The sequence below is a fragment of the Pseudoalteromonas sp. P1-26 genome (genome assembly GCF_001401795.1).
Classification (GTDB): domain Bacteria; phylum Pseudomonadota; class Gammaproteobacteria; order Enterobacterales; family Alteromonadaceae; genus Pseudoalteromonas.
Map to the genome: position 1 here is coordinate 87,396 of NZ_LKDX01000012.1, position 15,493 is coordinate 102,888.

10 protein-coding genes are annotated in these 15,493 nt (G+C 42.3%); 5 read left to right on the forward strand and 5 right to left on the reverse strand.

Translation table 11 applies throughout. From position 1 onward, the window contains the following. Positions 1–8: 8 nt before the first annotated feature. The 4 genes from AN394_RS08550 to AN394_RS08565 form a co-directional block, all read right to left on the reverse strand. Positions 9–3,662, reverse strand: coding sequence for an SbcC/MukB-like Walker B domain-containing protein (locus tag AN394_RS08550; protein WP_055021248.1), 3,654 nt, complete (start codon positions 3,660–3,662; stop codon positions 9–11). Continuing rightward, positions 3,659–4,891, reverse strand: a complete 1,233-nt coding sequence (locus AN394_RS08555; RefSeq protein ID WP_055021249.1) for an exonuclease SbcCD subunit D C-terminal domain-containing protein — start codon at positions 4,889–4,891, stop codon at positions 3,659–3,661. The genes AN394_RS08550 and AN394_RS08555 overlap by 4 nt, the downstream gene beginning before the upstream one ends. Before the next feature lie 69 nt (positions 4,892–4,960). Beyond that, positions 4,961–5,197, reverse strand: a complete 237-nt coding sequence (locus AN394_RS08560) for a hypothetical protein (RefSeq protein WP_054553375.1) — start codon at positions 5,195–5,197, stop codon at positions 4,961–4,963. Between the two features lie 134 nt (positions 5,198–5,331). Further along, positions 5,332–5,568: a hypothetical protein gene (locus AN394_RS08565; RefSeq protein WP_055021250.1), complete on the reverse strand. Its 237-nt coding sequence runs from the start codon at positions 5,566–5,568 to the stop codon at positions 5,332–5,334. Between the two features lie 271 nt (positions 5,569–5,839). Here AN394_RS08565 and AN394_RS08570 point away from each other — a divergent pair, with 271 nt between their 5' ends. The 4 genes from AN394_RS08570 (at position 5,840) to AN394_RS08585 (ending at position 10,381) form a co-directional block, all read left to right on the forward strand. Continuing rightward, on the forward strand, positions 5,840–8,278 hold the full coding sequence (locus tag AN394_RS08570; protein ID WP_055021251.1) for a M1 family metallopeptidase: 2,439 nt from the start codon (positions 5,840–5,842) through the stop codon (positions 8,276–8,278). Then, the gene (locus tag AN394_RS08575; protein ID WP_055021252.1) at positions 8,278–8,781 is read left to right on the forward strand and encodes a DUF6702 family protein; all 504 of its coding nucleotides are present in this window, start codon (positions 8,278–8,280) and stop codon (positions 8,779–8,781) included. The genes AN394_RS08570 and AN394_RS08575 overlap by 1 nt, the downstream gene beginning before the upstream one ends. 124 nt (positions 8,782–8,905) lie before the next feature. Further along, positions 8,906–9,523: an HAD family hydrolase gene (locus AN394_RS08580; RefSeq protein ID WP_055021253.1), complete on the forward strand. Its 618-nt coding sequence runs from the start codon at positions 8,906–8,908 to the stop codon at positions 9,521–9,523. Positions 9,524–9,655: 132 nt separating this feature from the next. Continuing rightward, positions 9,656–10,381, forward strand: coding sequence for a YebC/PmpR family DNA-binding transcriptional regulator (locus tag AN394_RS08585; protein ID WP_054563154.1), 726 nt, complete (start codon positions 9,656–9,658; stop codon positions 10,379–10,381). A gap of 175 nt (positions 10,382–10,556) precedes the next feature. On the opposite strand, the gene AN394_RS08590 is transcribed toward AN394_RS08585, so the two are convergent. Beyond that, the gene (locus tag AN394_RS08590; RefSeq protein ID WP_055021254.1) at positions 10,557–12,731 is read right to left on the reverse strand and encodes a malate synthase G; all 2,175 of its coding nucleotides are present in this window, start codon (positions 12,729–12,731) and stop codon (positions 10,557–10,559) included. Between the two features lie 230 nt (positions 12,732–12,961). Between AN394_RS08590 and AN394_RS08595 the strand changes: the two genes are divergently transcribed. Beyond that, a complete protein-coding gene (locus AN394_RS08595) occupies positions 12,962–14,563 on the forward strand; it encodes an isocitrate lyase (protein ID WP_054563156.1) in 1,602 nt (533 codons plus the stop codon). Positions 14,564–15,493: the final 930 nt, after the last annotated feature.

The following is a 15,493-nucleotide window of genomic DNA, read 5'->3' on the forward strand; positions in this document are numbered from 1 at the left end:
CTAATCCTTTAAATAACTGAGATGGTCGAATAACCACCTGGTTTTTTCGCTACATGCACTTGCGTGGCAACACGTTCGGTCATTTCTGATACGTGAGAAATAACCCCTACTTTGCGGCCTTGTGCTTGTAGTGAATCAAGAGCATCCATCGCGATGCTTAACGTTTCACTGTCCAACGTACCAAACCCTTCGTCGATAAACAAAGAGTTTATTTGCACTTTATTCGACGACAACGAAGCAAGCCCTAATGCCAGTGCTAACGACACTAAAAATGACTCGCCGCCCGATAACGTATTAACAGAGCGCTGCTCATCGGCCATGTCTTTATCGATAATTGCGATATCGAGCGTTTGCCCTATGGCTGTTAATTTGTAGCGTTTATTTAGTGTCTGTAAGTGACTATTCGCGTAGTGCAGCAGTATTTTTAAAGTTTGTGTTTGCGCTAAATTACGCATGGTTTTACCGCTGGCATCCCCGAGCACCTTATTGAGTAAATGCCAGTGCTCATAGCTTTTTTGCTGTTCAACCAATTGCTTTTGCTTATCAGCCAGCGCTTCGCTATTTTGTTGATGGGTTTTAAGCTCAGTCGCAACTTGCAATAATGCGTTATTCGCTTGTACTTGTTGCTCTGTGGCTTGATTAAGCTGTAATTGCAGCTCATCTTCACCGAGAGCTGGCTTATCATTTTGATGCTGAGCCAAAGCCTGCTGTCGTTGTTTTAAAAGCGCCTCTGCGTCTTTTAAGCTACTCTCGGCGGTGTGATAATCTGCCAGAGTTTGTTTTATTTCAGCGTGGTTTATCGTTAATAGCTGACTAACTGCTTGCTCATCCAAGCTTGGGTGCTGCGCTTTAAAATCGTTAAACCACAGGCTAAATCGCTCATTAAGCGCTGCTTGCTCAGCGGTGAGCTCTTTTTCACGTTCTTCAATATTGGCGATTTGAATGGCTTGTTCGTCACGCGCCTTCACTGCATTACTATGGTTTGTCTGGGCAAGTTGCAGTGCCTGCTGCGCTGAATCTATCGACTTTTCAAGCTCTGCAATAAACTCATCTACCGATATTGCTGCGTCACTAAATAAGCCCTCGCGCTTTGATTGTATCTGCGTGAGTTCGTTTTGAGTTTGGCTTAGTTGCTCGTTGCACTGAGTTAAAGAGGTATGTGCTTCGTTAAGCTGCGGCGTTACATGTGCAAGGTGCTGCTCAATGGCTTTTAAGCTAGTTTTAAGCTCATCTGCCGTTTGCAGCGAAGCTTGATAAGCTTCAACGTGTTCTGCAATGTTCTCTAAAGAAATGCTTTGTGTATTGAGTGCCTGCCACCAAGGTGCACTAGTGAACTGTTGATTCAGTGTCGTATAAAGCTGCTGATGCTCATCATTGAGCTCGTTTAAACGTGTTTGCTGATTATTCAGCTGTTGCTGTAATTCGTTTAACTGCTGCTCTTTGCTATGTAGCGCTTGCCCTTGCTGATTATACTCAGCTTGCTTAGTCGCAAGCGTGTTTTGCAGCTGCTGTTGCTGCTCGAGGGTTTTGTAGTATTGCTGTTTTTGCAAGCTGAGCTGTTGCTGACGCTCGTTTAACTGATCTTCGGTTAAATCATTTAGCTCAGTACGATTCGCCGCCATGGTTTCTTTGAGGCTCTGTTGTTGAGCGCTCAGTTCTGATACTTGCCCGTTTAACGAGCTTATCTGCTGGCTGCATGCCGCCAGCTCATTACTTTTAGTTTGCTGTAATGCTTGCTGAGCTTTTAAATGCTGTTTGGCGTTAGTTAGCTGGTTGGTAAAGTCGTTAATAAGCTGGCTAAATTGCTCACTAACCATTTCTTCATGCATAAAGGGGTGCTCTTTTGAGCCGCATACAGCACAAGGCTCTCCTGCTTTTAAGGTGGCACGTAACTGGCTGACCCCTTCACTGGCTCTTAACTGCACTTGCTGTAAGTTTTGCTCACAAAACGAAACCTGCTGCTGTGCTTGCTCTGCCCCTTGCTGCGCATCTTTTAATGCCGTTTGTAGTTGCTGCTCAGTTTGGCTTAATGTGTTTAGCTGGGTTTGCCAGTTTTTTAACTGCTGCTGATTAGTTTGCCACACTTGGCGCTTTTCAATCAGGTGTTTAATCGCCTCAAGCCCCGCATCAATATCCGCCATTGATTGGGTGTTTAAACTCGATTTAAAGGCGGTATCTTGCTCATTTAGGCGCTTAATTTCTTGCTCAAGGGCTTGGTATTGAGTTTTACACTGCTGCGCGGCTGTTTGCTGCTCATCAATCTTAGGTTGAAGAGCTTTTATGTTTTGCTGTGATTGGCTAATTGTGTGCTGTTGCTGGCTAAAGCGGGTTAACTCACTTTTAAAGAATGACCAGTCTTTTGCTAATGGTTGCCATTGTGCATGTGTTTCTAAATAGCTATTTATTTGTGCTTGTTGATCGAGCTGTTTTTGCTGCTCTGCTTTATGGCTATTTAGTGTATTAGTCAGCTCTTGATGATGGTGCTTTGCTTTCTCTGCTTGTAATTTTTGCGCTGCTGCTTGCTGGTTTAATACGGCAAGTTGCTTATCTAACTCACGGGCCTGGCTAATAATAGGCTGCGCGGCTTTTTGTGCTTGCTTTGCTTGATTTAGTTGCGCGGTTTGCTTCTCAAGTGTTTGCTCAGCGTCTTTGATCAGTGTTTCATGGTCAACATTTAAAAGCTGCTCACGGTTTTTAATAAGTTGCCCATGTTGAGCAGCAATCGAAGTGACGCGTTCGCGGTTATCTTTTATTTCTAGGCATTGCTGGGCTTGTTTCGCTTCGGTGGCTTTTTCAGCAAGCGCGTGCATTTGTTGCTGTAATTCTTGCTTTGCTTGCTCAGCTTGGTTTAGCTGTTGCTGCTGCTGAGATGCTTGCTTATACCACCCTTGGTACTGTTCAAATTGTTTTATTTGTTTTTGCAGCTCAGCAAGTTTAGCCTCAAGCGCTTTTTGTTCTGCTTGTTTAGTTTCGACCTGTTCAGGGCTTAAAACCTGATAGTTACTTAAACTTAACTTTAACTGTTCTAATGCTTGCAGCTGCTCACGATGGCGTTCAAAAATTCGCTGACCAATACGGCTGAATTTATCGGTACCTGTTAAGCATTCAAGTAGTTGCGCACGCTCATCCCCTGTTGCTTTTAAAAATGCCGCGAATTCATGTTGCGCAAGAAGTACTGCTCTTGAGAATTGCTCAAAGCTCAAACCAATAATACGCTCGATTTCTTTACCTGCAGCACTCCTATCAGCGATTAGGGTTTCATCAGGTAAAGAGTGCAGGCTATGTTGTGCAGGTTGTAACTTGCCATCGGCTTTATTACGCGCTCGGCTAAAGCTTAACCTTGCTCGGTACTGTTGTTTATCTTGGCCAATAAAGTCGACTTCGGCATAGCCCTGCCCTGCCCCGCGGCGTAATAAGTTTCGCGAGTCATTGAGTTTTATATTGTCGCCGTTAAAGTCAATTTTATTGCCTGTATCGCCGCGTAACCTTGCGGTTTTATTATAAAGCGCTAAGCAAATGGCATCGAGTAATGTGCTTTTACCGGCGCCAGTATCACCGGTGATGGCAAACAACCCTGCTTCTTTTAATGGTGAAGCGCTAAAGTCGACTTCGGCGTCTAAGATAGAGGCTAGTTGATGAACACGAATCGCTAAAATTTTCATAGTAGGTCCTCTGCATTCAACTCATCGATCACTTGGCTTAGTAAGCTTTCTAATTCTTTTGGCACCGCCTGCCCTGCCATATCTTTATTGTTTGCAAATGCTTGCTCTAAAAGTGAATGTGGGTTTAGCGCTTCAATCTGCGATACATCTTCAAATAGGGTTTGTTCATCGTCTTGCTGGTTGCTTTGCTGACGTACTCTTTCAATGCCACAAAACTTAACCTGCTTACCTTCAAGGGCTTGTTCTATTTGTTCTCTGAAAGTGGTGTCAGTGTCGTGGGCGCTCAATTTAACCCGCAGATAGGGCGCTAAATCTTCATCCGTTAAATCGAGTTGCTTTATAAGCTCACAGAGTTCGTTCAGAGGCACACAGTCTTTTTCTGGTAGCAACATGACTTTACAAAAGCTAGGAATGTAAAGGGGGTTTACAGATGTACCTGAGTCACTAATCTCTACTATCACAACTTGATGCTGATAGCGTCTTTCAGAAAATGACATCGGCATTGGCGTGCCACTGTAGCGAATGGTCTCTTTCTTCGCGACGGTCTGAGCTTTATGAAGATGCCCTAGCGCGACATAATCAGGCTGATCAGTAAATATGCTTGCCGATATCGCATCTTCACCGCCAATGACTAAATTGCGTTCAGAATCAGATGAGATGTCTCCACCTTTTGCATGCAGGTGGCCCATGGCAATTAATGGCGCGCTTGGTAATTCGCTTGCTGCTTGCAATGCATCTTTGTAGGCAAGGGCAACTGCTTGGTTGTAACTTAACGGTTGCTCTTGTTGGCGGTTATAACTGCTTAAATCACTGCTACGTAAAAATGGCATAGCAACAACATTCGCATCGCCATTTTTTGTGCTGATTGGCAGGACCACTTCATGAGGAGCGTTGCTATCAAAGCGGCCAACAACATGGGTATCAAACTGAGCCAATAAAGGTTTTGCTGCCATAATACGATTTGCTGAATCGTGGTTGCCAGCAATAATCACTATGTGTAAGTCGGGGCAATGTTGCTTAGTGGTTTTAATAAATTGGTAGAGTTGGTTTTCTGCGCTGGCAGGTGGCGTTGCCGTATGATAAATGTCACCCGCAACCAGTAGTAAGTCGATCTGTTCTGACACAAGCGTATCGGTTAACCAAGCTAGAAATGCTTGATGCTCATCGAATCGGGAATGCTCGTAGAATTGTTGGCCTAAATGCCAATCAGATGTATGAAGGACTTTCATTAAACGCTCTTATTATTTATTAAGAGCGTCAATATACCTAAGCTGAGCCAAGATGCCCAGCCTGGTTTGTTAACTTAAGCTATACCAAGCAAAAACCACCATAGGCAATGCTAACAATGCCATTATCATAGGTACTTTAAGCGCTTTGGTTTGCTTAGCTTGTAAAATCTTAAGGGCATTTGTTTCATTACATGCCGCTACTTTGTCTATATAAAAATACCCTGAATCTAGGTACTGTTTACAATTTTGTTCGTCCGCTGGAATTGCAATTAGTTCTTGTTGTTTTTTTAGGATATAGAAATCCATACGCTCACCGAATTCTATGCTGATTACCAAACATTTTGGGGTTTAAAATGCATGCTTCGCAGACCCCAAAATCAAAAAAGTGGGCGATTTTAAATACAAATGGCAGTAAATTTCAATAGCAAATGTCGCAAAATTTAATTTATTGCAAAAATAATGGTAATTAAGGATAAAATTACCAGTGCAGTTGGGAAAATTAGCCACTTTTTAGACCCATTTACACTAGGGTTCGTGCGAGATAATGCATCTGACTCATCACAAGCTGCAATCACTTCGACAAATTCAAATCCGCGTTCTTTGTACTCGTTTAGAATTGATTCTTGAGCAGGAATGGCTGCTAAACGAGAGTCTTTTTTTACAATATAAAACTTCATCTAATCACCCTTTCATCATTAACTAGAATTTAAGCAGAGTATCTACTTATCAACTGTAATACTTTGGGATGAATTAGTGCTGAACTAAAATTAACCAGTGTTTTGTAAAGGGGGTTTACATGGTGTTAATCAAGGCAATTTTTTTGTGAAAAATAGGTCTTCATTAAAACATCGAATACTACCCGAAAAATCCCGCACTTTATCGTTATTTTATTGCAACTTTGTTAGCAGTTTGCGATGGTACGCTGGCAAATTAATTACAGGATTAACAATGAAAAAAGCAGTTCTCAAATTGAGTGCTTTGGTATTGCCTTTAGCAGTATCTTCAGCTGTGATGGCGTCATCTGTTGAGCAAACTAAAGGCTCATTCGTTGACAAGTTCCGTCAGCTAGATGAAGCACTCCCAACCCCAAATGTTTACCGCAGTGCCGCAGGGGCACCCGCTGAAAATTATTGGCAACAGCAAGTAAACTACGACATCGATGTAAAGCTTGATGAAAAGAAACGCCGCTTAACAGCAAGCCAAACTATCGAATACAAAAATAACTCGCCGCACACCTTAAAATATCTTTGGTTACAACTAGACCAAAATATCTTTAAATCTGACTCAATTGCTGAAATGACATCTACTTTCAATGGTAAAACATTGCAAGGTGACCCTCAGCCAAAATCAACTAAATTGAGTCTAGGTCAGTTACGTCGTCAGCAATTCATGGCCGACAACGAGCTGGGTTATCAAATCGCCAATGTTAAAGACGAAGACGGAAAAGAGCTTAAAGTTACTGTAGTAGATACCTTAATGCGTATCGACTTAAACGAGCCGCTTAAACCGGGTAAAGACGTTGAGTTCAGCATGGACTTCGCCTTTAACATTGTTGAAGAAGACGCCGTTGGTGCACGTTCAGGTTATGAGCACTTTGAAGAAGATGGTAACGATATCTTCTTATTAGCGCAGTGGTTCCCTCGTCTTGCTGCATACACTGACTATGAAGCCTGGACTAACAAAGCTTTCTTAGGCAGCGGTGAGTTTACGCTTGAGTTTGGTGATTATGATGTAGAAATTACAGTACCTGCTGATCACATCGTATCGGCAACAGGTAAGCTTGATAACCCAAGCAGCGTTCTGACTAGTACACAGCGTAAGCGTCTTGAGCAAGCTGAAGATGCTAAGCGCCCTGTTTTCATCGTGACTGAAGAAGAAGCGTTAGAAAACGAGAAAGAAGGCACAGACAAAACAAAAACATGGCACTTCAAAGCTGAAAATGTACGTGACTTTGCATGGGCTTCTTCACGTAAATTTATGTGGGATGCAAAAGGCTATCATCAAGGTGGTAAAGATCAGCCGTTAGTAATGGCGATGTCTTTCTACCCGAAAGAAGGTGGCGACCTGTGGAAAAAGTACTCTACTGAAGCTGTTGTTCATACAATGGAAGTGTATTCTCGCTTCTCGTTTGACTACCCTTACCCTGTGGCTCAGTCTGTAAATGGTCCTGTAGGTGGTATGGAATATCCAATGATCACCTTCAATGGCCCGCGTACTGACCTACAAGACGACGGTACACGTACTTACTCACAAGCAGAAAAGCGTTTCTTAATCGGCGTTGTTATCCACGAAGTAGGTCACATTTACTTCCCTATGGTGGTTAACTCTGATGAACGTCAATGGACGTGGATGGATGAAGGCCTTAACAGCTTCTTAGATGGTGTTGCTGGTCGTGAATGGGACCACACAATTCCTTGGGGTGTTGAGCCTCGCGATGTTGTTGCATACATGAAGTCTGAAAACCAAGTGCCGGTTATGACACAGTCAGACAGCGTATTACGTTTAGGCCCTAATGCTTATACTAAGCCTGCTGCTGCACTTAACATTTTACGTGAAGTGATCCTTGGCCGTGAGTTATTCGACTTTGCATTTAAAGAATATGCACAGCGTTGGAAGTACAAGCGCCCTACTCCTGCTGATTTCTTCCGCACTATGGAAGAAGCATCAGGTGTTGACCTTGATTGGTTCTGGCGTGGTTGGTTCTACACTACAGATCACGTTGATATCTCTCTAGACAAGGTTTACCAACTTCGTTTAGATACCAAAAACCCTGATATCGACTTTAATCGTTTACGTGATATCGAAGCTGACAAGCCAATGCCGTTATTCGTAAAACGGAATAAAGAAGAAGGCAAAAAATTGTGGGTTGAAGAAAACCCCGACGTAACTGACTTCTACGACGAAAACGACCGTTTCACAGTAACTAACAAAGAGCGCAACGCGTATAACAAATTCCTTAAGGGTTTAGAGCCTTGGGAACGTAAAACGTTTGAGCGTGCAATCAAAGAAGATAAAAACTACTACGTACTTGAGTTCTCAAACTTAGGTGGCTTAGTCATGCCTATCTTACTTGAGCTTACTTATGAAGATGGTACGAAAGAAGAACAGTACATTCCGGCTGAAATCTGGCGTCGTAACCACAAGCATGTACAAAAGCTAATTGTTACAGAAAAAGGTAAAAACCTAGTGTCTGTTACAGTCGATCCACGCTGGGAAACAGCGGATGTTGATGTAGAAAACAACAACTACCCGCGTCGCATTATTCCATCACGCATTGAAGTGTACAAACGTGAGAAGAGTAAAGCGAAAGTTAGCCGCGATATCATGCAAGATATTAAAACTGAGCTGAAAAAAGACGACGATAAAGATGCCCAGGAGCAACAATAATGCGCTTTGCAGCCATTATTTTTGCTTTATTACTGAGTGCGCCAAGCATGGCGCACCAGTTAAAAGCGTCTGTGACTACCGTGTTATTTAACAAACGGACTAACAACATAGAGCTGATGCATCGTTTTTATTTACATGATACAGAACACGCCGTTGAACATTTGTTTGACGGTAATGCTGATATCTTAAGTAATAAAGAAGATCAAAAGCGTTTTGCTGATTATGTTGAGTCACATATTGCTCTACAAACTTTAGGTGGCAAACCACTTGAACTTAAAGATGTGGGTGCGCAAGTTGATGGTAAATTCTTTTGGGTTTATCAAGAAGTCACGATACCTGAGGGAATTCATGGCATTCGTATGAGCAACGGAGCACTTCGTGACCTATGGCCAGCACAAGTGAATATGGTAAATATTGAAGGCAAAGGAAAGGTAAAAACACTGACCTTTAGCCAAGATGATACCTGGCTTGAGGCAAGGTTTGAGTCGGTCAATCCAGAGTAATTCCAATCCTAAAGGATTAAAAAAGTTCCTTTTTTAATCCTTTGATCCTTTAATTAACCCATTTCGTAAACTATCTTATTAATGGGCTTCAAAATTTTCCCAATTCTCATATACAGGGATTTATATGACTATCCATGACAACAATATCCGTGGTGTAATCTTTGACTTAGATGGTACTTTGGTTTCATCAGAGTTAGATTTTTCACTGATCAAAGCGCAGGTAGGCTGTCCTGTTGAGAATGACTTACTTGCTTACATTGCATCATTACCTTCGCCTTACATGCGTGAAGAAGCGATGAACATAGTTCATCAGCATGAACTCATAGATGCACAACACGCTCATTTATTGCCAGGTGTTGCTGAGGCAATTACTAGGCTGAAAGAAAATAACATCCCGATGGCGATTGTTACTCGTAATTACGACCGTGCAGCTGCTATTAAATTAAAGAATAACCCCTTACCAATAGAAACTGTGCTGACTCGCTCTGATGCGCCAGCTAAGCCTGATCCAAGTGCTTTAAATGCTATTGCGACATTATGGGAGCTTGATCAATCAGAGTTACTTTATGTTGGCGATTACTTATTTGATATTCAGGCTGCGCATAATGCCAATATGCGTGCTTGCTTGTACGCGCCAGATGAAATTCCTGAGTATGCTAATCAAGCCGATTATGTAATGCATCATTTTTCAGAACTACCTACTTTGGTTGACTCATTCCAAGAAAATAAGGTGTTATGTTAAATAGCCTTGTTTTTAATTTTTCCTGAGTAATTTTGTTAGTTTTTTATTTTTCAAAATGTCCTAGTACTAGCCCAAGTCGTCATGAGTTGCTAAAATATCGGCAATTATCAAATGTATTCATAGAGGCATAAGATGGGCAGAGCATTTGAAGTCCGCAAAAACGCCATGGCTAAAACAGCCAATGCAAAAACTAAAGTAAATTCTAAGTACGGTAAAGAAATCTACGTTGTTGCTAAAAATGGCGAACCAGATCCAGAAGTTAACCAAGCGCTAAAACGTATTATTGAGCGTGCAAAAAAAGACCAAGTTCCAGCACACGTAATCGATAATGCAATCAAAAAAGCAGCCGGTGGAGCAGGGGAAGACTATTCTCCAGCACGTTACGAAGGCTATGGCCCTGGTAACTGTATGGTAATTGTAGACTGTTTAACTGATAACCCTAACCGTACTATCAAAGATGTACGTTTACCGTTCACTAAAACAGATTCAAAAATTGGCACACCGGGTTGCGTTGCGCATATGTTCGATCACTTAGCTGTTTTAGGCTTTGAAGGTGATGACGACGAAGTTGTACTTGAAGCGCTAATGATGGCTGATGTAGACGTAACGGATGTAGAAGTAGAAGATGGCAAAGTGTCAGTTTTCGCTCCACATACAGAGTACTACAAAGCAAAAACTGCTCTTGAAGAAGCATTTGAAGGTATTAACTTTGAAGTAGACGAAATCACGTTTGTTCCACAAGTTCATACTGACATCACTGATCCAGATGATATCGCAAACTTTGAAAAGTTTATTTCGATGCTTGATGACTGTGATGACGTGCAAAACGTTTATCACAATGCGGTTGTAAAAAACTAATTTTTAAAAAATTAGTACGTAAAAAGGGGCATTTGGTAACAAATGCCCCTTTTTTAATAGATTTTTATTATGCCATGAATGGTGGCTATTCACTGTCGTTATGAGTTTAATAAAAAAAGCAGCCCTAGGGCTGCTATGAACGACACATGAAACTCGAAGGGGAGTTGTGTAGTGGCTAATTTAACGACTTATACTTTATACGGAACGCATGCAATAATGGTTCAGTATAGCCACTAGGTTGTTTAACTCCCTCTAATACAAGGGCTAAAGCTGCTTGATAAGCAACGCTTTGTGCTAAAGTTTCGGCTGAATCAGCCATATTATTGTAGGCCGGATCACCTTCATTTTGACCATCAACAACTTTCGCCATGCGTGCCATGGTTTTTCTAATTTGCTCTTCAGAACAAACGCCATGATATAGCCAGTTGGCCATGTGCTGGCTTGAAATACGCAGTGTGGCACGGTCTTCCATCAAGCCTACATGGTTGATGTCTGGTACTTTTGAGCAACCAATACCTTGGTCAATCCAACGCACAACATAACCTAAAATACCCTGTGCGTTGTTATCAAGTTCGGCTTGAATATCTTCTTTGCTTAAGCTGCTGGCATCTTTCATAAGCGGCGGAGTGAGCAAGCTTGTAAGGCTTGCTTCTTTGCGGTCCATAAGCGCTTTTTGACAAGCAAATACATCAATATCGTGATAATGCATAGCATGCAGTGTTGCAGCAGTAGGAGAGGGCACCCACGCGGTATTTGCACCACTTTTCGGGTGACCACTTTTTTGTTCCATCATTAACGCCATTTTATCTGGCATTGGCCACATGCCTTTACCAATCTGTGCTTTACCACTAAGGCCTGTTGCAAGACCAATATCTACGTTGCGGTCTTCGTATGCGCTGATCCAAGGCTCAAGTTTAATAGCGCCTTTTGGCAGTACTACACCTGCTTGCATTGAAGTATGAATTTCGTCACCAGTGCGGTCTAAGAAGCCGGTATTGATGAATACAACACGCTTTTTAGCTTCGAAAATACAGGCTTTTAAGTTAGCTGATGTACGGCGTTCTTCATCCATAATACCCATTTTAATGGTGTTTGCTGGTAAGCCTAACAGCTGCTCCACACGCGTAAATAGAGTATTTGTAAATGCCACTTCTTCTGGGCCATGCATTTTTGGTTTAACAATATTAATGCTATTAGCTGTTGAATTTTTAAGGCTGCTTGTACCTTTTAAGTCATGAAGTGCTGCAGTGCTGGTGATAATGGCATCCATAATGCCCTCAAACACGTCATTGCCTTCACTATCTTGGATAGCTGGGTTAGTCATTAAGTGGCCAACATTACGCACAAACATCATGCTACGGCCTTTTAGCGTGATTGTTTCACCACTTAAAGCTTGGTATTGGCGGTCTTGTGCTAAACGGCGCTCAATGGTTTTACCGCCTTTGTTAAATGCTTCTACAAGATTTCCTTGCATTAAACCAAGCCAGTTTTGATAAACGTTTACTTTGTCTTCGGCATCAACGGCAGCAACAGAATCTTCACAGTCCATAATTGTAGTGAGGGCTGCTTCAAGTAGTACATCTTTAAGACCTGCTTTATCTGCTTGGCCGATTGGGTGATGATGGTCAATTTGCAGTTCTACATGTAAGCCATTATTTTTCAATAAGATAGCGCTTGGGTTTTGCGCTTCACCTTGGTAGCCAATAAGTTGTTCAGGGTTTGCTAAACGAACCTGACTGCTGTCACGTAGTGTGATTAAGAGCTCATTATTTACCACCGAATAGCTGGTGCTTTCGATGTGTGAGCCATTTGCTAAAGGCAATGCTTTATCGAGGAACTGGCGGGCATAAGCCATCACTTTAAAGCCACGTACAGGGTTGTATGTAGAGCCTTTCTCAGCGCCGTCGTCTTCACTCAGCACATCAGTGCCGTATAGCGCATCATACAAAGAGCCCCAGCGAGCATTTGCTGCATTTAAGGCAAAGCGTGCATTGCTTACTGGCACAACAAGCTGCGGCCCTGCAGTGCTTGCGATTTCAGGCTCTACTTGGTCTGTTTCTATGCTGAAGCTAGCTGGCTCAGGAACGAGGTAGCCAATGTCTTCAAGGAATGCTTGATAGTTAGTTGCATCCCATACCGGCTGCTGCTTATGGTAGTCATCAATCTTAGCTTGTAGTTGTTCGCGTTTTTCTAAAAGCGCACGATTGATTGGCGTTAGTTCATTGACGATATCAGCAAAACCTTGCCAAAAGGTGTCTGTGCTAATGCCTGTTCCAGGTAAAAGTTGCTGTTCAACAAACTGTGCAAGTTGTTGATCAACGCTTAAACCGTTAAGTGAGAGAGTGGTCATAATAATGTCCTTTAAACGAGCTTAATTTGATCATTCATGGTTCAACCATATCGTAAAAAAGGCTAATAAGCAGGCTATTTACCATTCACTAAAGATATAGTGGCAATAACAACTATAAATTTACTAAATCCAAAAAATCCGCCTAATGTTGAATTAAGCGCTACGAAGCAAACGCCAAGTAGCCACTCTCACTAACAAAAAATAGATAACCCGTTCGAAGGATTTTTATTATGACAACATATCAACGCGAAACCGATAACCTAGCTACTTTATGTCAAACACAAGGCAAAACGTGGCAGTCAATCAACCCTGAATACGCAAGCCGTATGCGCTTACAAAACCGTTTTCGTACGGGTCTAGACATTGCTCAATACACTGCAGACATTATGCGTGCAGACATGGCAGCCTATGATGCTGACCACAGCCAATACACACAATCATTAGGTTGTTGGCATGGTTTCACTGCACAGCAAATGATGATGGCAATTAAGCGTCATAACAAAACAACTAAACGCAGCTATGTATACCTTAGTGGCTGGATGGTTGCGGCACTTCGCTCTGAGTTTGGTCCATTACCTGACCAAAGTATGCATGAAAAAACATCTGTTCCAGCGCTAATCGAAGAAATCTACACTTTCTTAAAGCAAGCTGATGCACGTGAACTTGACCACCTTTACAAAGACCTAGACGAAGCGAAAGCAAACGGCGGTGATGTTCAAGCAGTACTAAATAAAATCGATAACTTCGAAAGCCATGTTGTGCCAATTATTGCTGATATCGATGCGGGTTTCGGTAACGAAGAAGCAACTTACCTACTTGCTAAAAAGATGATTGAAGCGGGTGCATGTGCTATCCAAATCGAGAACCAAGTATCTGACGCAAAACAATGTGGTCACCAAGCTGGTAAAGTAACTGTACCGCATGAAGATTTCCTAGCAAAAATTAACGCTGTTCGTTACGCATTCTTAGAGCTTGGTATTGATAACGGTATTATCGTTGCTCGTACTGACTCATTAGGTGCAAGCCTTACTCAAAAAGTGCCTGTATCTAAAACACCTGGCGACCTTGCTAGCCAATACACGTCGTTCCTTGAAACAACACCAGTAAACAGTGTAGATGACTTAAATGAAGGCGACACAGCAATGAAGCTGAATGGTCAGCTTTGCAAACCAACACGTTTAGATAATGGTTTATACCAGTTCCGTGAAGGCACAGAGAAAGACCGCGTAGTTCTAGACTGTGTAACTAGCTTACAATCAGGCGCAGACTTACTGTGGATTGAAACAGAAAAGCCAAACGTTAAACAAATCGCTGAGCTTGTAAACCGCGTTAAAGAGCAAGTACCAAATGCTAAGCTGGTATACAACAACTCACCGTCGTTCAACTGGACACTTAAATTCCGTGAGCAAGTATATGCTGAGTGGCAAGAACAAGGTAAAGACTTATCTGCTTACCCAAGCATCGATGACAATAAAGCATTAATGGCGCCAGAAATGGATGACACAGAGCTTGCAGCGGCAGCAGACGTACTTGTACAAAACTTCCAAAAAGATGGTGCACGTGAAGCGGGTATCTTCCATCACCTAATCACGCTACCAACTTACCATACAGCGGCGCTAAGCACTGATATTCTATCAGAAGGCTATTTCGGCGACCTAGGTATGCTAGCGTATGTTCGCGACGTACAACGTCAAGAAATCCGCCGTGAGCAAGCATCAGTGAAACACCAAGACCTAGCAGGTTCAAACATTGGTGATACTCATAAAGAGTACTTCTCTGGTGAAAATGCACTTAAAGCCGGTGGTGAAGCAAATACCATGAACCAGTTCTAACCAAGTTGTAATTTCCTTTATAGCTATTCAATAATGTTGTTAGGGGCCTTCGGGCCCTTTTTCATTTGTTGCCATCAGCCATCAGCCATCAGCCATCAGCCATCAGCCATCAGCCATCAGCCATCAGCCGTCAGACTCGCAACTCGCAACTCGCAGTTCGCATCTCGCATCTCGGATCACTCTTTAACCAAGTCTTGGATCAGCCATTTACTAGCTTTATAAAAATACAGATCACGCATTTACCAGCCTAAGGATTTTAGATCAGGATTTAACTACCTTCGTGTTATAAGCCTTAATTTAGGGCTTATTGGCAGAGCACAGCCTCTAGAATGGCTAAAATTAGGTCATATAAACGGCAATTTAATGCTGTTTTGTAAAATCTTGTGATTTACAAACCGATTTTTTATTAACTCACCCAAGCTATAAACCGATTTTTTACCAACTCAACATCCTCACAAACCAAAATTTTACTAACTGAAGCTAGGTTTTTAGCGGCACAAACCGATTTTTTACTAACTCAAGTTACTGATTTTGGCTATAAACCGATTTTTTACTAACTGCTTTTGGATTAATGTCCGATATTTGAAAAATGTATGTAAGGAGTTACTCACATTTTGACTGTAAAGGGGGTTTACAGGGGAAGAAGTTAGCAAGAGTAAAGTTAGCAAGAGTAAAGTTAGCGAGGGGAAAGTTAGAAAGGGGAAAGTTAGAAAGTAGCAGCGGGTCTACGCCGCATTATAGTTTTACTAAATGACGCGGCATAAAGCCGCTGCTACAGGTAAGTGTGAAACTATTTTATGTTTTGTGTATGGCGCGGCATAAAGCCGCACCTAAACTATTGCTCGCAACTCGCAACTCGCAACTCGCAACTCGCAACTCGCAACTCGCAACTCGCAACTCGCAACTCGCAACTCGCAACTCGCAACTCGC